Here is a 17,202-nt window from a genome sequence, read left to right on the forward strand (position 1 = left end):
CACTGATCCCGCGAGCGACAGAACTGTCCGGAAAAAGGAGCCGCTCAGTCCCGCGTCCGGAGGAGCGCGTCGACCGCGACAGGACCGTCCTCGGTGACGACGACCGGGTTGAGGTCGAGTTCGGCCACCGCGTCGACGGCGGCGGCCAGATCGCCGACGTTCACGAGCAGGTCGACGACGGCGTCGACGGGCAGCGCCTCGCCCCCGCGACGGTCGGCCAATAGGTCCGCGAGCGCGGTGCCTTCGACGGCACGGCGCGCGTCGGCCCGCGAGAACGGCGGGACGAGCGTCGCGCTCTCGTCGAGCGCCTCCACGAGGACGCCGCCGGGGCCGACGGTGACGAGCGACCCGAACACGTCGCCCGGCGCGACCCCGAGGATGGCCTCGACGCCGTCGCCGACCATCGGCTGGACGAGCACGCCCGCCACGTCGTCCGCGTCGGCGTGTGCCAGCGCCGCGTCCATCACGTCCTCGTACGCCTCGCGAACCCTCTCGGACGAGTCGAGACCGAGTTCCACGGCACCGATGTCCGTCCGGTGCGGGAGCGCCGGCGAGTCGATCTTCAGCACGACCGGGTAGCCGACCGCTTCGGCGGCCGCGACTGCCTCGTCGGCGTCGGTCGCCACGCGCGTCTCGACGACGGGGACGTCGTAAGCGTCGAGTACCGGTTCGGTCTCGGCCCACGTCAGGACGCGACCGCGTGGGAGGTCGAAGTCGGGCGTGTCCGCGTTCCTCCCGAGATCCGCGGCGAGGTCGCCTCTGGACGGCTGGTCGGCCAACCGCTCGCGGTCGGCGACGTACCGGGTGGTCGAGGCGACCGCGTCGAGACAGCGTCCGGGGTCCTCGTAGACGGGGACCGACTCGCGCAGCCGGGCGTAGGGCGGCGTTACCGTCGGGTCGTCCGGCACCTTCCGGCCGGTCCAGAGCACGTAGACTGGGGCGTCGGCTTCGGTGACGATGGTTTCGAGGTCCTCGGCGATGGTCTCGGCGCGCTCGTCGACGCCGGGGAGGCCGATGGCGAAGACGTAGGCGTCGAAGGCGTCGTCGGCGAGCACCGCGTCGGCGATCTCGGGGAGCACCTCCGCGCCGTAGCCCCGGATGTCGGCGGGGTTGTGGAACTCCCCGTAGGTCAGGAGTTCGTCCATGTCGAGCAACGTCTGCTCGGTTTCGCCGTCGATGTCGGGGAGCGCGAGGTCCCGTTCGGCGGCCATGTCGGCCAGGAGGCTCGCGAGGCCGCCGCTGGTCGAGGCGATGCAGACGCGGTCGCCGTCGGGTTCGTCGTAGGCGGTGTGGGCGGTCGCCCGCGAGAGCAGGTCCGGGATGTCGGGGACCCGCTGGACGCCGGTCTGGTCGAACGCCGCCGCCCACGCGTCGTCGCTGCCGGTGAGCGACCCGGTGTGCGACAGCGTCGCCTCCTCGGCGAGGTCGGACTGGCCGATCTTCACCGTCAGCACCGGTGTCCCGCCGCGAGTCGCGCGCTCGGCGACGCGCATGAATCGATCGGGGTCGTCGATCCCCTCGACGTAGGTACAGACCACGTCGACGGTCTCCTGATCGGCGAGGTAGGCGACGTAGTCGGTCAGCGTCAGGTCGGCCTCGTTGCCCGTCGAGACGATGTGGCTGAAGTGCAGGTCCCTGTCGGCCGCCCGCTCGAAGAAGGTCGTGAACGCCAGCGCCCCGGACTGGCTGACGAGGCCGATGCGACCCGGTTCGGGCTTGCGCGAGCAGGTCGAGGTGAGCGTCGCGCCCCGGGCGTTCATCACGCCGATACAGTTCGGGCCGACGACCCGGATGTCGGCGTCGGCGGCCGTCTCGGCGAGTCGCGCCTCCAGTTCGGCACCCTCCTCGTCGGCCTCCGAGAACCCCGCGGTGAGGACGAGCGCCGTCGGGACGCCCCGCTCGCCCGCGGACTGCACCACGTCGACGACGTACTCCCGCGGGACGCTCACGACGGCGAGATCGACCGTCTCGGGCACGTCGTCGATATCGTCGTAGCACTCGCGGCCCCACACTTCGTCCCGGCCGGGGTTGACGGGGTAGAGCGTCCCGTCGAAGCCGTAGTCGAGGAGGTTGTCCACGAGGTTGCCCGAGTAGAACGAGTCGGGACTGGCGCCGACGACGGCGACCGAGTCCGGGTCGAACAGCGGGTCGAGTTCCGGCGCGCGGCCCGCCGCGTCGCTCGCGGCGGGCCCGGCCGCTCCGTTTCCGGTCATGACGGTCGACTCTTCCGCAGACGCGGGCCTGAAGGTGCTCCCGATGGCGGCCGGTCATCATCGGCAGTTAAGTAGGGGTCCGCGAACCGTCACGACGGCTTTTGTGGGTCCATCGATATCTGCGAACACATGCCACGCGAAATCGCGCCCGGCGTCCACTGGATTTACGAGGCCGGGCCGGACCGAACCGAGTCGTGGGACCTGGCCGACCGCGACCCCGAGTGGTACGAGGCCGGTCGGGAAGCGTACGTGCCCCAGTGCGCGTACCTCGTCGACGGCGGCGAGGCCACGCTGCTGTTCGACACGCTCTCGCCGGCGAGCACCGAGCACATCCTCGCCGCTATCGACGACCTCGTGGGCGACCGCGGACTCGACTACCTCGTCGTCTCGCACCCCGACGTGCCCCACGCCGGGAACGCGCTCGCGATCCTCGACGAACATCCCGAGACGACGCTCGTCGCGCCGGGCTACGGCAACGACCACGAACTGTACCACCTCGACGAGGGGATCCACGTCACCGAGGGCGACGAGATCGACCTCGGCGACCGCGTCGTCGAGTTCCACGAGGCGACGTTCCTCGACGCGCCAGTCTCGGTGTGGATGACCGAACGGGAGACGGAGACGCTGTTCCCCGTCGACTGGATGGGGTTCATCCACCTCGACGACGAGAAGCTGACCTTCGTCGACGAGTTAGAGGGCGAGTTCGACGCCAGCCGACTCGTCGAGTTCCACGGCCGCGTCCTCTTCTGGTACCAGTACGTCGACGTCGAGAAGACCAACGCCGAGATCGACAACCTCGTCGGGAAGTTCGACCCGGAGATAATCGCTCCCGCGCACGGGCTCGTCATCCGCGAGGACGCCACCGACTACATGGAACTGATGAAAGACGTGACCCGGACCATCGACGACCAGGGACGCATCGGGACGCTCGGGTGATCAGATGACTGCACACGACAATTTCCAGGTGACATCATGACGGTACAGGTCACGGACCGCGTCGAGTGGATCAACCAGTGTTACGACCACGAGGGGAGTCACGAACACGTCTCGCTGTACCTACTGCGCGCGCCGGACGGCACGGTCCTGATCGACTCGGGGTCGTTCTACCACCGCGAGGCGATCGCCGAAGCCGTCGACGAGGCGACCGACGGCGAGGGACCGGACGCGATCATCCTGTCGCACTCCGACTATCCCCACGCGGCGAACGTCTCGCCGCTGGGCGGCGACACCGCGGACGTGGACCTCGTCGCGTCGTCGGCCTCGCCCGCCCAGCAGGGGCTTCCGGACGCTCGCAAGTGCGACATCGGCGGGTCACTGACCGTCCAGGGTCGGGCGTTCAGCTTCATCGACCCGCCGCTGGCCGACCGCTCGCACACGACGTGGATCTACGACCACGGCGACGGCGTGCTGTTCACCGCCGACGGCTTCGGCAACTACCACGATCCCGGCCAGTGCGACTATCTGTCGGGCGACTTCCCCGACGTGACGCCCGCGGAGCGCATCTACGAGTACCACCGCGACAACCTCGTCTGGCTGCGCTACGTCGCCCCCGAGAAGGTCGACCGGACGCTGGACGACATCTTCGCCGAGTACGACGTGAACGCCGTCGCCCCGATCCACGGCAACCCCATCGAAGGCGACGACGTCGACACCTACCGCGAGCGGCTCCGCGAGGCGATGGAACGGATCGCCTCGGAGCACGTCGTCGCGTAGCGCGGCTACGTCAGGCCCAGCGAAGATGGCCCTACTCGGGGAACGTCAGCGCGTCGCGCTCCCCCGCGGCGTCCACGGTCGCCGCGAAGACCGGGAGGCGAGGGACGACCCTCGTCCCCACGTCGACGAACGTTTCGTAGAGGTCACGTACCGCGGATATCGTCTCGTCGTCGAAGCCCATCTCGGTGAGCGCGTCGGGGCCCACTCGCGGCGTGTACGGGAGCCGGTCGAGGAAGGTGTCCGCCAGCTCCAGCGCGTCGGTCTGGGCGGCCAGGTAGGCTTCGCCCTGGAATCTCGGTTCGAGGTCGGTCCACGCCCGCTCCAGGTACGAGGGCCACTGCGCGAGAACGCGGTAGATGCTCGGCACCATGTCGCCGAGCGACGCCTCCAGGCTCTCGGGGAGTACCTCTCGGGCGTCGTCCTGCGACAGCATCGTCGGAGGGCGACCGCGCCCGTCGTCGAGCCACTCGGGGAACGGCGCGGTCGCGGCGCTCGCGTCACCGGCGTCCGACCCCACCGACCGCCGGTTCAGCCGTCGGTACACGAGTTTGAACAGGACGATCAGCCGCGGGCTGACGGCGTCGAACGTGGCGAGTTGCCCCCGTAGTTCGGTGAACGCGCTCGGGGACACATCGACCGACGCGGGGTCGTACCGCGGGAGCGCATCCTCGACGGCCGAGAGAAGGATGTCCCGGTAGGCCACGCTGAACGCGGCGAACTCGCGCGTCTGGAAGACGGGCTTGATCTGCCCCCACGCGTAGCGGAGGAACTCGGGGACGTGGTGCATCTGGATCCGCCAGATGGAGTTCACCGTCGGTGCGCGGAGCGTCGCCTTGACGTCGTCGTAGAGGCCGCGCTGCCAGCCGCTCGCGTCGGCCTCGTACACTTGCTTCGAGCGGTCCATCGACGGCCCTTGGGGCGGGCCGTGTTAGTGACTGTCGCGCGTCTCGGACGTCGACACTCTCGACGCGCCCGAAGTACTCGTCGGGCCCCGACGTGCTCGTCTGGTCTCGGCCGCTCACCGGATCCCGGCCGCTTCGGCGCGGTCCACGATCTTCCGGGCGCGCTCGACCAGCGGCGGGTCGATCATCTGGCCGTCGACGGTGAACACGCCGGCCCCCTCCTCGCTGGCCTGCTCCTGCCCGGCGAGCACGTCCTCCGCCCACTCGAGTTCGTCGTCGCTCGGGGTGAACGCCTCGTTGATGACCGGGACCTGGTCGGGGTGGATGACGAGTTTCCCGTCGAAGCCCAGATCGACGACGAACGCCGTCTGCTCCCGGAGGCCGTCGGTGTCCGCGATGTCGGTGTAGACGGTGTCGAGCGCGTCGACGCCCGCCGCGGCCGCGGCGACGACCGTCTTCTGCCGGGCGTAGAGCGACTCCGTCTTGTCGTCGGTCACCGTCGCGCCGATGTCGGCGGTGAAATCCTGGTCACCGTACGCGACGGCGGTGACGCCGGGTGCAGCGGCGATCTCCTCGACCGAGATGACGCCCGCCGCCGTCTCGATCAGCGGGACGATGTCGACGTCGCCCGCGTCGAGTTCCGCGAGGTGCTCGTGCAGGGCCTCGACTGCCTCGGCGTCGTCTACTTTCGGGAGGAGGATGCTGTCGGGCGGGTTTCGGACGTCGCCGACGACGGCGTCGACGTCTTCGCGTCCGGTGTGGTCGTAGGGGTTGATGCGGACGCTGAGACGCGGTTCCGGGTCGTCGAGGGCGTCGAGCGTCGACTGTACCGTTCGCCGCGCCTCGTCCTTCGCGTCGGGTGCGACCGCGTCTTCGAGGTCGAAGATGACGGTGTCGGCGGCGGTCTCGACGGCCTTCTCCAGCATCTCGCGGTCGTCGCCCGGGGAGTACAGCAGTGAGCGCTGGGCCATGGTGGAGCCACGGCCGCTGCCCCGGAAAAACCCGCGGTCGGTTCCGGGCGTCGGCCGGGCGATCGAGCGGCGCGATTGCGCTGGGCGGTCTGGAGCCTGCGAGCGTGCGGGAATCGCGGCCTATCGAGCGCGAGCGGGCGGCCCACAGACGCGGCCAGAACAGCTTAGTCCGAGCGACCGGACGTGGGAGACATGACCGACGGGCGCGACGGCGACGGCAGCGACCGGAAGCGTTCGACCGCCGCGCACTTCGGCGACCACGCCGCCGAGTACCTCGACAGCGAGGTCCACCGGGCCGGCGACGACCTCGACCAGCTCGGCGAGTGGTGCGCGTCGGCCGAGCGCGGTCTCGATATCGCCACCGGTGCCGGCCACACGGCCGGCGCACTCGTCGACGCGGGCGTCGAACGTGTCGTCGCCACCGACGCCGCGCCGGACATGGTCGCGACGGCGACCGAAGCGTTTCCCGCCGTCGAGGGCGTCGTCTGCGACGCGGAACGGCTGCCGTTCGCCGCGGACGGGTTCGACGCGGTGGCCTGTCGCATCGCCGCCCACCACTTCCCGGACCCGACGGCGTTCGTCGCGGAAGTTGCGCGCGTCCTCGAACCCGGTGGCACGTTCGCCTTCGAGGACAACGTCGCGCCGGCGGACGACGCGCTCGACGACTTCCTCAACACCGTCGAGCGCGTCCGCGACCCGACGCACGTCCGATCGCACGCCGTCGCCGACTGGATCGAGTGGCTCGAAGACGCGGGGTTCACCGTCGAGACCTCCCGCGTCGTGACCAAGACGCTCGACTACGACGAGTGGGTCGCGAACGTCGACGCGCCCGCCGAGCGCCGCGACCGGGTCGAAGCCGCCTTCGACGACCCGCCGCCCGGTGCCGCGGAGACGTTCGAACTCGCCTACGAGAACGGTGCGATCGAGTCGTTCGCCAACCTCAAGCTACTCGTTCGAGCGACCCGGTGAGCGGCGAGCGCGGCCGCAGCATCAATCGTCGGCCGATTCGCTGACGCGGGCGGGTTCGCCCGTCACCGGGTCCTTCGCCGGGTGGAAACACGCCGCCGAGTGGTCCGTCCTCGTCCACTCGTCGAGTTCGGGCTCTTCTGCCCGACACCGCTCGGTCGTCTTGGGACAGCGGGGGGCGAACCGACACCCGGTCGGGAGCCCCTCCGGGTCCGCCGGCTTCCCGTCGAGGGCGACGCGTTCGCGGCCCCCCCGCGGGTCGGTCTCCGGAACGGCCGAGAGCAGGGCTTCCGTGTAGGGGTGTTTCGGGTCGTTCACGATGCGCTCGGTCCGGCCCTCCTCGACGAACCGTCCGAGGTACATGATCGACAGTCGGTCGGCGATCTGCGTGAGGCTCGCGAGGTCGTGCGAGATGTACAGCACGCCGATCCCCTCGGTGTTCGCGAGGCTCCGGAGCAGGTTGAGCACCTCTGCCTGGAGCGAGACGTCGAGCATCGACGCCGGCTCGTCGCAGACGAGGAAGTCGGGGTCGATGACGAGCGCTCGCGCGATCGCGACGCGCTGGCGCTGACCGCCGGAGAGCTCGTTGGGATACTTCTCGAGGAAGCACTCGGCGGGCGCCATCCCGACGCGTTCGAGCGTCTCCCGGACGGCCTCCTGGCGCTCGTCGAGTCGGTAGCCGTGGATCGTCAGCGGCTCTTTCACGAGCTGCTCGACCGTCAGCCGCGGATTCAGCGACTCGTAAGGGTTCTGGAAGATGATCTGTAGCCGCTGTCTGAACGACTGGAGGTTCCCGTCCCGGTAGTACTCGTGCGACCGACCGTCGAACCTGAACCCGCCGCCGGTCGGCTCCTCCAGGAGCGCGAGCGTCTGCCCGAGCGTCGACTTCCCGCAGCCCGACTCGCCGACGACGCCGAGGATCTCGCCGCGCGCGACGGACAGGGAGACGCCGTCGAGGGCGCGGACGTGCGACTCGCCGTCGCTGAGCACCTCGCTGAGGATCTCGCCGCGCTGCTCGTACCACCGGCGGAGGCTGTTCGAGAGGCCGGTCACCGACGGCGAGACGCCGCCGATGGGGAGGCGGCCCAGCAGCGACTCCGAGCGCTCGTACCACTTCCGGAGATTCTCGACTTCGAGCAGGACCTCGCCGTCGTCCGGGCGCGATCCGGCCGCGCCCCCGCCCCACGTCGAGGCGTCCTCAGCTTCGCGGCGCATCCGTGTCGCTCGATCGACGTTGTGACACGCGACGCGCTGGTTCCGGTACGGAAGCGCCTCCAGTTCCGGGTCGGTCGTCGCGCACTCCTCGCTCGCGAACGGGCACCGCGGCTCGAAGACGCACCCGGTCGGTTCCGAGGTAAGGTTCGGCGGCTTCCCCGGGACCGAGACGAGGTTGTCGCCGCCGTCGTCCAGCGCGGGATAGGCGTTTTTCAGCCCCATCGTGTACGGGTTCGACGGGCTCAAGAGGAGGTTGTCGATGCTCCCCTGCTCCATGACGCTCCCGCCGTACAGCACCGACATCTCGTCGCAGGTCTCCGCGATGACGCTCAGGTCGTGGGTGATCAACAGCAGCGAGCTGTCGGTCTCCTCCTGTATCTGGAGGATGTTGTCGATGATCTGGTCCTGGACGATCACGTCGAGCCCGGTGGTGGGCTCGTCCGCGACGACGAGTTTCGGCTCCAGTGCGAGCGCCATCGCGATGACGACCCGCTGGCGCATCCCCTCGGAGAACTGGTGGGGGTAGTCGTCGACTCGGTCGGGGTCGAGCCCCACGGTCTCGAACAGCTCGCGGGCGCGCCGGCGAGCGTTGCCCTCGGAGACCTCCCGGTGAGTCTGGATCGCCTGGCGGATCTGCGCACCGACGGTCATCACCGGGTCGAGCGCGTCGATCGCCGTCTGCGGGATGAACGCGATCTCCTCCCAGAGGAGGTCCTGTCGCTCCGACGGCGTCAGCGACCGCAGGTCCCGCCCCTCGAACTCGATCTCTCCCGACTCGATCTCGGCGTGGTCGGGCAAGAGCCCGAGGATCGCCTTCGCCGTCGTCGACTTCCCCGACGCCGACTCGCCCGACAGCGCGTAGTTGACCCCGTCGTCGATTGCGAACGAGGCGCCGTTCACACTGTAGAGCGGCCCGTCTCGCGTGTCGTATCGAACCACGAGGTCGTCGACGTCGAGGAGCGTCATCCCCACACCCCGCCGGGCGACGGTCGGAGGCCGACCCTGCGCGGGCGGTGGCTGTCGACTCTCGTGGAACACGTCGCTCCGCGCTCGCGCCGAACCATACTGCCGAAGACTATAACGGATCATCGTTAAGAACCCTCGGATCGTACCGATCTGCAACATGACGGCCGAGCGACCGCCTTTCTCCCGGTCGGTCGTGCAGTCGGGAGGGCACCGTTCCGCCCCGACCCGTGGGAGACTCGGGACAGACACCGGACTCGACGGCCGAACGAGCCGGTGGTGACGGAGCGTGGACCGGTCGCTGTTTCGTCGACTCGGCCGCTTCGACGCGATCGTGCTCACCTCCTCGCTGTGGTTCCTGGGGAAGTTCGTCCGCTTCGCGTTCCCGCCGCTGTTCGAGCACCTCGCAGGGGTGTACGCCGTCTCGACCGCGACCCTCGGAGGCGCGTACAGCGGCCTCCTGCTCGTCTACGCGCTGCTCCAGTTCCCTTCGGGACTGCTCGCCGACCGGTTCAGCTCCGTGACCGTCCTCGCCGCGGGAGCGTCGCTCGCGGCCGTCGGAGCCCTCGCACTGGCCGTCGACGCCCCGCTGGTCGTCCTCGTCGGTGCGATGGTGACGATCGGGGCCGGGACGGGGACGCTCAAGACCGTCAGCGTCGAACTGCTCTCGCGCACCTACCCCGCCCAGACCGGACGCGCGCTCGGCGTGTTCGAGACCTTCGGCACGTTCGGTGGCGCCGCTGCCCCCGTGGTGGTGGTCGCGTTCGCCGGCACGGTCGGCCTGCTCGGTGCCGGCTGGCGGACGACCTTCCTCGTCGCCGGCGTCGCCGGGCTCTGCGTGACCGCCGTGTTCGTCCTCCGGGTACCCGCTCGAGTCCCGGACGTGACCGGTCACGAAGCGGCCGACGGCGGTGGCGTCCCGCTCGGCGAGTACGCAGCGCTGTTCCACGACTGGCGACTCCTCGTATTCGTCGCCGTGATCACCCTGTTCTCGTTCGCCTACAACGCCGCGCTCGCCTTCCTCCCGCTGTACCTCACCCGGGAGGCCGGGCTCGCGTCGGCGACCGCGAGCTTCCTGTTCAGCGCCCTGTTCGTCGTGAGTCTCGTGCAACTGCTCACCGGCGAGGTCAGCGACCGGACGGGCGCCCTCCCGCTCGTCGTGCTCACGCTCGCCCTCGCGTCGACCGGTCTGGGCTCGGTGGTCCTGCTCACGGACGTCGGTGGCCCCGTGGCGCTGGGCGCGGCGGTCGTCTGTCTCGGCCTCGGCGCGCACGGGTACCGCCCGGTCCGGGGGGCGTACATGATGTCGGTGCTCCCCGCGGCTGGTACCGGCGGGAGCTTCGGCGCGGTGCGAACGGTACAGATGATCGCCGGCGCGTCGTCTCCCGCCCTGGTGGGCGTCCTCTCCGAGACGGCCGGGTTACAGCCGGCGTTCTGGCTCCTCACCGCAGCACTGCTCGTCGCGACTGGTCTCTCCGTCGTTCTCTGGCTGTCCGATTCGGCCTGACGCGGCCGTCGAATCGACGTGATGCAGCCATCACGCGTCTCGCCCGTTCGATCGGTACTTGCGCGGCGGTCTGGTACTGCGCGCGACGCCAGGAGGCAGTCGACGCGGTCGACGTCCCGATCTGGGTCGACGCCGACACCGGCGACGGGAACGCGGTCACCGCCCAGGTGACGACGGACTACCGCGAGTCCGAGACCCGAACGTGACCGTCTCGGTCTCGGCGGCTCGGCCGCGTCCGGGACTGTCGTCGCCGGCCGCAGGTCCTGGCTGTGACCGGTTCGGCGTCTCGGCAGTCGACGGAGCGCTGCGACTGCCTTCCGGGATAGCGAGGCCCTACTGGCGGTCTGCCCCGCGCTGTGTCTCGAACGACCCCGACCGGCGGACGGGAGCGCCGCCTCGCGGTCCTCGCCCGGGTTCGGAAGCGTTAAAAACAGCCGGCGTCTTCGTTCAGATGCTACCAGCACGGGCCGGTGGGGTAGCTTGGTATCCTTCGGCCTTCGGGTGGCCGTAACCGCGATTCAAATTCGCGCCGGCCCACTTTTCACCGACGCTCCGTGCCGAGCGACAGCGACCGAGTTCGGAAGGGTGTCTCTCGTTGTGACTTCGACACTGGTGAGTGGGTTGTGAACTTTCGGGGAGCGCTATCTGGTCTGCCGGGGTGATGAGGTCACGACCGGACGGCGAGCGCTGTAGAGTCGACGCCTGGAGGCTGCTGGCGTAGCGGCCGCCTGCCCGCGGACCGGGAGCGTCCCGTTCGCGGTAGTGGCGACACTCTCAATCCCCTCTACTTCCCGGGTATTTTCGCCCCTGTTGCGGGTTTCACCGCAGGGTGAGGCAGGAGATAGAGGACGTCGAGCTGGGCGCGGTGGGCTATGGGCGGTGGGCTGAAGCCACCGCCCGAGCGGAAACGCGACCGGGGCGGTCGCGTTTCCACTTAGGGGTGTGGCTAAGGCCACATCATCAAAATACACAGCACCGCATCTCAGAGTGTCGAGCCGAAACCTGCCTGCCTGCCTCCCTTGGCGGACACGCGAAATTTCAGGGTATTTGCTCAACACACAACCTACTGTCGAGAAGAAAATAGTATAACATATCAACCAGATCTCCGGATGTGAGTCGATTAACTCGGGTATCAGAATACGAAAAGCCGGTGATTATCGCTGTTGTGCTATTCCTCGCCACGGTCGTTATCTATCTGGAAACGGACCTCTATACCGCGGACGAGGCAGTTGCTTTTGGTACTCTTTTCTTAGCACTCATCACCGCGATAACTGTCTATTATTCGCGAAGACAGACAGAATACATGCGAAAGGAAGTCGAGTTTATGAGACGGCCTCGGCTATCCATCCATCACGAGACAGATGATGAACGGACTGGATTTCTTGTGTTCGAGAATACTGGTCAAGTTCCGATTGAAGCGACAGTCCAATTATCGCTTGCTCCAGTAGCTGAGACTGAATCTGAGTATCCTATTTTGGATGATGAGATTGCTTATGAAGACTTACCCGATCGGATAAAGGTCTACGAAGGCGGCATGGGGGATTGGCGCAACACGACTGAGTTCTTAGAACCCGGACAAAAGGAAAAATATATTATTGGTATGTTCGGGCATGAAATGACTGCCCGAGATAACGATTACGACTTGGAGGATTTCCACTGGATACGGGTCGATGGCACTATAAAATCAAATATTCACGAAGAGGACACACGCTTGCTGCAACGATTGTATATTTACTCTATTGATGATTCGAACGTTATATTCTCTTCATACTCCTTTCTAGAAGCTCGACGCCGCTAAGGCAATTACTGGTTCTCTTGAAATCCACTATATTGAGGCTTCTGTCCAAGTAGCAACATGCAATGAATAATGGTTATTCGCCCGTCGCGCGTCTTATATATACACTCCGCCGGCCGCTCTCAAAGCGCGGCCCATGGCGTGCGCCACTCGCCATCGAGGCGAGCGGGCGCGATGGGCTATCCATTGTATACTATGGGGGGTGGCTTTCCGTTTGCACCTTTACACCCGACCGCTGTCTGGTGGTTTTCAGTGACTCAGTGTAAAGCAGTTGAGTAGCAACGTAGATAATCTATCCGAGATTTCGGTGGATTCGGTGAGTATCAGCGCTATCTGTTGAGAAACATCGGGTTTCACCACTGAGGAATACGTCTTAGTTTGGCGCCTATAGCACGCAGGACATTCCTAGAACTGAGGGATTTGGTATCAGGAAATAGGCGATGGAAAGGCCTTCATAGGCCTGAATTCCCTTCTTGAAGTCTAGATTATTCTAATAGCTCATCAGGGTCTTTGGTGATTATTATCGGGTGCCCGGTTTCATCACAAACGCCCTCGTATTCCATGAGTCCCATCGAAGAGGGGAACGAATCGGGCTGTGCCGTTAGTTCATGTGAACCATCACACATATCGCAGTCCTTTCTGATTTTGTCGGGGACGTCGAGGCTATCTAAGAAATCTGGGCTGGGTGCATCACCTGTTACTTCGCCTATGTCTTCAGAAAGCCATCCCATGTGTTTCTCTTTCACCTCTTCGTAGTCGGGTCCTTCAGCAACGATAGCCCACTCCGCAGTGTCGTGGTCACAGTGCAGACCGTATGAATAGCCATCTATCTCGACTACTATCGAAATTGCTTCGCGATCTCCGGGAAGCGGCATATCTAACATTTTCTCGACGCGAGAAATCCGGGCGTCATTCTTCAATTCTTCAAACTGCTCTTTATCTATGACCTCATCTGGCATTTCATCCGGCTTTGGCTCGGGCAATAGTGCATCTTCAACCAGACCGCCCTCATCTGGACAATCATGGAGACGGAGGCTGCTGAGTGTCTCAAATGATTCACCGCAGCTGTCGCACGTTCTTGCCATGGAGAGTTAATTACTCGACTTCCTATATGAAATGACGGGTCAAGTTCTGACCAACAAGGCGGCGTTTTCACTGGGTTCGTACAATCGAGGGAGTACTTCTTCACACTACCCCTGGCGGTCACACGTTGAGAAAGGCATTCGACGCGATATGCACACTAGAGGGATCAATCTGTGTGTATATTTGCGCTCATGTTCTCCCAGTCGAGTGGCGGATCGCGGAACTTGTGAGGTATCCGGTGTGGAGTTTATTAACAGCGGAGGCTTGGGATACTCGCTTAGGACGGTATTTTCGCTCTGTGTTCACGAGTTTTCGCGTACAAACCCTCGAAGACAGCAAATTCACACCTGTCTCATTACCATAATATTTTGTAACAGCGTTCTATTTCTGAAATCATGGTTTCACGTACGTTCCGTAGATTTGCCGTATCATTCGTTCTAAGCGCGTTGTTCGTCTCGGTCCCTATGTTCTTCATCAACGTGGACTCAATATCTGGAGTGAGCGACGAAGGCGGGATAGCGCTTAGTTTGATTCAACTAATAGCGCTATTTATTCCTGCACTCGCTATATTTACCCAGGCTATTTTACAATATTCCGAAAGTAGAGCAAATGAACCCGGGAAATCTGGTGGCGTAGGGAAGCTAGGTGCAGAGGAGCTTCGATTTTTTACGTTTATGTCAGGAGCGGTGTCGTCGCTCCTACTTGGCATCGGTCTAGTCATGTTAATTGCAGCACTCAAGCTTCCCAGTTCGATTGAGGTTGCCGCGGTGTTCATAATGATAGCAATTCTTTTTGTTCCATTCACGTTATCGACCGTCTGTTGGAATATGTATGTGGATAGATAGCTCGGCTGCATTATACGCCTGATTCGGGCTGGAAAAGCAATAGCGGATTACTTTCACTTCCACTCCGGACCAGGCTGGCCTCTTTTTACCACCCCTCCCTGGATTCGAGCGACGATGGCAACGAACCAGGCCGTCGAGATCGGCGAAACGTGGACGGGTGAGAGAGTTCTGGACGACGCGACGCGAGCGCGAATCAAGTCCGCAATCCGGGGCCTTCTCACTCTGAAGGAGCCACAGGACGACCTCGAAGAACTCACCGACGACCTTCCGCTGGAGGTGACCCAACTCAACATCTCGTACGCACCGGAGTACATCCTTGAATTCGACCTATTCGTGGACCACCCGGACGGGATGACGTTCGTCACCGACGAACCGATAGACTGTCCGCACCACGAGAGCGGGGAACCGCTCTCGACGCTCGCGGAGCTGGGCGAGGACTACGCGGCCCTGGAGAAGGACCTGCTCGAAGTCATTTGCCTGATGGCTGACCTGCCGGAGATCCCGACTGACCGCGAAGAGTACGTCTTCGGCGACTTCGCGTTCACGAACCTGTTCTGCTACGACGGGACGCTGGCGTTCACGTTCATGTGTCCGGTCAACTATCCAGCCAGGAAGATGTACCAAGATGGTGCCTTTGAACTTGGGAGGAAAGTCGGACTTCCAGTAGAGCCGGCCTTAGAAGAACAGAACGTAGTGTACCAAGACGATAACTAATTATGACCGCACCAATTGTCTCCGTTGTCTAAACTATGATCGTCGGATTTACCAAGGTGAGTTGTTCTTGTCATAACAACCACTACTGATAGCAAGGATCAAACTTTTAGGTACTAGACACCATGCTCCGAGTCAATCAAATCATATAACGATGGCACCCCCGATACCCCTTATCATCCTCTATACTCGCAATTCTACCGCCGTAGAGGGTGCCACTCGCTTCCAGAAATTAGTGTTTCTGGCTCAAGAAGAGACAAGAATTCCCCCTAGATACACATACGAACCTGATAAGTTCGGACCATATTCCTGGGAATTAGAATCTGATTTGGAGAGGGCAATTGAATCAGGCTTCATTGAACGTAACGTTGAGTTTAATAGCGTTGGAAATCCGAAATACAAGTACTCACTAACGCCAGATGGGATCCGTGAGGCGAAATCACTTCTCCCTTCATACGAACCCTTATTTAGCGAACTTGAAAAGATAAAATCGAGATACAACAATTGGAACTTAGAAAAACTCCTTAGGTATGTATACAGAAAATATCCGAACTATCTTGATAACACTGACCTCGACGTTGATCGTTTATTCGATCCAGAAGCATCTTCTCAGTTCTATGAAACTGACGAGGAATTCGTAGGTGAGTTCAGGTACTTAGAGACTTTGAGTAGAGTAGCTGGCGAAATCACAAGGTCTGGAGAATCTTTTGAGCGAATTGCAATTAGCACTCTTCAGGAAACTGAACTTCAGGTCGAGAAGTTTGAGAATGGGCGTATCTCGGTTTATTGGGAAACAGATACTAAAATCACTGATTTCATTGATTGCTTAGAATCAGATTCGAGTATTGTATCTGAATCGAGTTTAGAATTTACGCTTGGTAATAGGTGGATGAGAGGGAAATTTGGTGAAATTGCTCCAAGGTTGTATGATCGTCGCGATTGTAGCTTCCTTGCTGTAGCTAGTGAAGATCATGAGTACGAAGTTACGTGGGAACGAGATATTACGGGAGTGGAAGGTGTGAATGAAATCACAGCTCTGTTCATGCCAGAGGATGAACTCACCTCTACAACTATCAGAAGCGTTCTTTCGACGTACTTGGCTCAGGAATACAAGTCGAATGAAGCAGGCCGAACGATTGATCCTGGCACAATCACTAGTGATGATGTTCGGCAGTCGGTATGGGAGACCGCGAAATTCATTCTTGGATAGCATCATCTACTATCGAAGAATCTAACTTAAATGAGCGTGAGGTGGGAAAACAGATGTCTGGAAACCCTAATCTAAAAGGAACAAAATGCTTTGATTCCTGTGGGAGCGACGGCAATATAGATCTAATCTCCTGCGTAGATGGCACTTCTGAGAAGTGCACGTTAGGGAAGAGAGAGACTGGTTCTCAGAGCGTCGAGATAAAAAATGCAAAAAGGCATACTGTTGATACAGAAGTAATTCTAAATAGCCAAAATGACGCAATTGAATTTCATTCAAAATCCGGCTCTTCAGCTCCTGAGCATGATGAAGATATAACCGTGGGTCCTGCCTCAATCGGTAGTGCTGGAGCTAATTCATTTAAGATCGACATCAAACAATCAACACAAACACTTGTTTCAGAGGAAACTCTGGAAGTCTCCCTGGACTATGAGTATCAGAACTCGTCTCGGGGAACTATAACCGGCCCAGATGTCTTTCCTCGAATTAACTTAAAGTGACAGTGCTGGATGCAAGGCTCATCCTTGAACTTACTCCGTTTTTCACAACTATTGTTATCGAATTATTGGGGGCCGGGGTAAGCTCAAAATTTGAAGACCAAATAGAAAGAGTACATATCGGCGATCTCGTTGGAGAAGTTGAATTGGACGATATCAAAGATGCGGCGACTCATAGCTTCCACTACAAACAATGTATGCTCTACTACGATTTTGGACTTACTGCTGTATTCATTGTTTTCATGACAAAGGCCCTTGATAATACCGCCAATCTGAATACAACTATCATTGCTGGTGTAATCAGCTTCTTAACTATTTTATTCGCGCGCGTTCTAACTGAAAAATATTTTGAGGAACGGGATCCAAATAAGTATAGCAATCTTGACCGAATTCCCCTTAACATCCGGGGTCACGTGATATATCTGTACTACAAAGCAGTCTTCGTGATCATTGCCAATCTCGTCCCTATTGTATTACTCATTGCTTTAGGTTGAAGACGAGTTTTCTTCGTATTATTTTTTCAGTATCTCATTCTTTCTCGCAGCAAAATTTGTACGTAATAGCCTCTGATCCCGTAGAATTGGCGGTTTTACTTTCACTCACCCCCTCAGACT

General features: G+C 61.8%; 15 protein-coding genes and 1 tRNA gene. 11 read left to right on the top strand and 5 right to left on the bottom strand.

Annotated elements, in window-relative coordinates:
- Positions 1-44: 44 nt before the first annotated feature.
- Positions 45-2,213 carry an acetate--CoA ligase family protein gene (locus ACMGFE_RS18805; protein ID WP_436926792.1) on the bottom strand — a complete coding sequence of 723 codons (2,169 nt, stop codon included), beginning with the start codon at positions 2,211-2,213 and terminating at the stop codon, positions 45-47.
- 129 nt (positions 2,214-2,342) lie between these two features.
- Here ACMGFE_RS18805 and ACMGFE_RS18810 point away from each other — a divergent pair, with 129 nt between their 5' ends.
- Together ACMGFE_RS18810 and ACMGFE_RS18815 are read left to right on the top strand one after the other, a co-directional pair.
- Positions 2,343-3,149: an oxygen-binding di-iron domain-containing protein gene (locus ACMGFE_RS18810; protein ID WP_436926794.1), complete on the top strand. Its 807-nt coding sequence runs from the start codon at positions 2,343-2,345 to the stop codon at positions 3,147-3,149.
- 36 nt (positions 3,150-3,185) lie between these two features.
- Positions 3,186-3,926, top strand: a complete 741-nt coding sequence (locus ACMGFE_RS18815; protein ID WP_436926795.1) for an MBL fold metallo-hydrolase — start codon at positions 3,186-3,188, stop codon at positions 3,924-3,926.
- A gap of 31 nt (positions 3,927-3,957) precedes the next feature.
- On the opposite strand, the gene ACMGFE_RS18820 is transcribed toward ACMGFE_RS18815, so the two are convergent.
- Both ACMGFE_RS18820 and ACMGFE_RS18825 read right to left on the bottom strand, forming a co-directional pair.
- Positions 3,958-4,830 carry a halocarboxylic acid dehydrogenase DehI family protein gene (locus ACMGFE_RS18820; protein ID WP_436926796.1) on the bottom strand — a complete coding sequence of 291 codons (873 nt, stop codon included), beginning with the start codon at positions 4,828-4,830 and terminating at the stop codon, positions 3,958-3,960.
- Positions 4,831-4,944: 114 nt separating this feature from the next.
- Complete coding sequence (locus ACMGFE_RS18825; protein ID WP_436926797.1) at positions 4,945-5,799, bottom strand: HpcH/HpaI aldolase/citrate lyase family protein; 855 nt, start codon at positions 5,797-5,799, stop codon at positions 4,945-4,947.
- A 192-nt stretch (positions 5,800-5,991) separates the two neighbouring features.
- On the opposite strand from ACMGFE_RS18825, the gene ACMGFE_RS18830 reads away from it, so the two are divergent.
- Complete coding sequence (locus ACMGFE_RS18830) at positions 5,992-6,768, top strand: class I SAM-dependent methyltransferase (protein WP_436926799.1); 777 nt, start codon at positions 5,992-5,994, stop codon at positions 6,766-6,768.
- Between the two features lie 21 nt (positions 6,769-6,789).
- Here the strand turns inward: ACMGFE_RS18830 and ACMGFE_RS18835 are convergent, their stop codons facing one another.
- Entirely contained in the window at positions 6,790-8,946 is a 2,157-nt protein-coding gene (locus tag ACMGFE_RS18835; RefSeq protein WP_436926800.1) for a dipeptide ABC transporter ATP-binding protein, read from the bottom strand.
- A gap of 286 nt (positions 8,947-9,232) precedes the next feature.
- Between ACMGFE_RS18835 and ACMGFE_RS18840 the strand changes: the two genes are divergently transcribed.
- From ACMGFE_RS18840 to ACMGFE_RS18850, 3 genes are all read left to right on the top strand, one after another.
- Entirely contained in the window at positions 9,233-10,450 is a 1,218-nt protein-coding gene (locus ACMGFE_RS18840; protein ID WP_436926802.1) for an MFS transporter, read from the top strand.
- Between the two features lie 464 nt (positions 10,451-10,914).
- Positions 10,915-10,987, top strand: a tRNA-Pro gene (locus ACMGFE_RS18845).
- Positions 10,988-11,561: 574 nt separating this feature from the next.
- Entirely contained in the window at positions 11,562-12,248 is a 687-nt protein-coding gene (locus ACMGFE_RS18850; protein ID WP_436926803.1) for a hypothetical protein, read from the top strand.
- A 482-nt stretch (positions 12,249-12,730) separates the two neighbouring features.
- On the opposite strand, the gene ACMGFE_RS18855 is transcribed toward ACMGFE_RS18850, so the two are convergent.
- Positions 12,731-13,330 carry a hypothetical protein gene (locus ACMGFE_RS18855; RefSeq protein WP_436926804.1) on the bottom strand — a complete coding sequence of 200 codons (600 nt, stop codon included), beginning with the start codon at positions 13,328-13,330 and terminating at the stop codon, positions 12,731-12,733.
- A 462-nt stretch (positions 13,331-13,792) separates the two neighbouring features.
- Between ACMGFE_RS18855 and ACMGFE_RS18860 the strand changes: the two genes are divergently transcribed.
- The 5 genes from ACMGFE_RS18860 (at position 13,793) to ACMGFE_RS18880 (ending at position 17,082) form a co-directional block, all read left to right on the top strand.
- Positions 13,793-14,173 carry a hypothetical protein gene (locus ACMGFE_RS18860; protein ID WP_436926805.1) on the top strand — a complete coding sequence of 127 codons (381 nt, stop codon included), beginning with the start codon at positions 13,793-13,795 and terminating at the stop codon, positions 14,171-14,173.
- A gap of 114 nt (positions 14,174-14,287) precedes the next feature.
- A complete protein-coding gene (locus ACMGFE_RS18865; RefSeq protein ID WP_436926806.1) occupies positions 14,288-14,887 on the top strand; it encodes a hypothetical protein in 600 nt (199 codons plus the stop codon).
- Positions 14,888-15,038: 151 nt separating this feature from the next.
- Positions 15,039-16,094 carry a hypothetical protein gene (locus tag ACMGFE_RS18870; RefSeq protein WP_436926807.1) on the top strand — a complete coding sequence of 352 codons (1,056 nt, stop codon included), beginning with the start codon at positions 15,039-15,041 and terminating at the stop codon, positions 16,092-16,094.
- The gene (locus ACMGFE_RS18875; protein ID WP_436926808.1) at positions 16,064-16,591 is read left to right on the top strand and encodes a hypothetical protein; all 528 of its coding nucleotides are present in this window, start codon (positions 16,064-16,066) and stop codon (positions 16,589-16,591) included. Before ACMGFE_RS18870 ends, ACMGFE_RS18875 begins: the two co-directional genes overlap by 31 nt.
- Entirely contained in the window at positions 16,588-17,082 is a 495-nt protein-coding gene (locus ACMGFE_RS18880) for a hypothetical protein (protein WP_436926809.1), read from the top strand. Before ACMGFE_RS18875 ends, ACMGFE_RS18880 begins: the two co-directional genes overlap by 4 nt.
- Positions 17,083-17,202 lie beyond the last annotated feature (120 nt).

Origin of the sequence: Halosimplex amylolyticum (assembly GCF_051414035.1) — an archaeon.
In the GTDB taxonomy this organism is placed as follows: domain Archaea; phylum Halobacteriota; class Halobacteria; order Halobacteriales; family Haloarculaceae; genus Halosimplex; species Halosimplex amylolyticum.

Bases quoted from the DNA above. Each gene is read 5' to 3' on its own strand.
- ACMGFE_RS18805 (WP_436926792.1), bottom strand. From the start codon at position 2,213: ATGACCGGAAACGGAGCGGCCGGGCCCGCCGCGAGCGACGCGGCGGGC.
- ACMGFE_RS18810 (WP_436926794.1), top strand. From the start codon at position 2,343: ATGCCACGCGAAATCGCGCCCGGCGTCCACTGGATTTACGAGGCCGGG.
- ACMGFE_RS18815 (WP_436926795.1), top strand. From the start codon at position 3,186: ATGACGGTACAGGTCACGGACCGCGTCGAGTGGATCAACCAGTGTTAC.
- ACMGFE_RS18820 (WP_436926796.1), bottom strand. From the start codon at position 4,830: ATGGACCGCTCGAAGCAAGTGTACGAGGCCGACGCGAGCGGCTGGCAG.
- ACMGFE_RS18825 (WP_436926797.1), bottom strand. From the start codon at position 5,799: ATGGCCCAGCGCTCACTGCTGTACTCCCCGGGCGACGACCGCGAGATG.
- ACMGFE_RS18830 (WP_436926799.1), top strand. From the start codon at position 5,992: ATGACCGACGGGCGCGACGGCGACGGCAGCGACCGGAAGCGTTCGACC.
- ACMGFE_RS18835 (WP_436926800.1), bottom strand. From the start codon at position 8,946: ATGACGCTCCTCGACGTCGACGACCTCGTGGTTCGATACGACACGCGA.
- ACMGFE_RS18855 (WP_436926804.1), bottom strand. From the start codon at position 13,330: ATGGCAAGAACGTGCGACAGCTGCGGTGAATCATTTGAGACACTCAGC.
- ACMGFE_RS18860 (WP_436926805.1), top strand. From the start codon at position 13,793: ATGTTCTTCATCAACGTGGACTCAATATCTGGAGTGAGCGACGAAGGC.
- ACMGFE_RS18865 (WP_436926806.1), top strand. From the start codon at position 14,288: ATGGCAACGAACCAGGCCGTCGAGATCGGCGAAACGTGGACGGGTGAG.
- ACMGFE_RS18870 (WP_436926807.1), top strand. From the start codon at position 15,039: ATGGCACCCCCGATACCCCTTATCATCCTCTATACTCGCAATTCTACC.
- ACMGFE_RS18875 (WP_436926808.1), top strand. From the start codon at position 16,064: ATGGGAGACCGCGAAATTCATTCTTGGATAGCATCATCTACTATCGAA.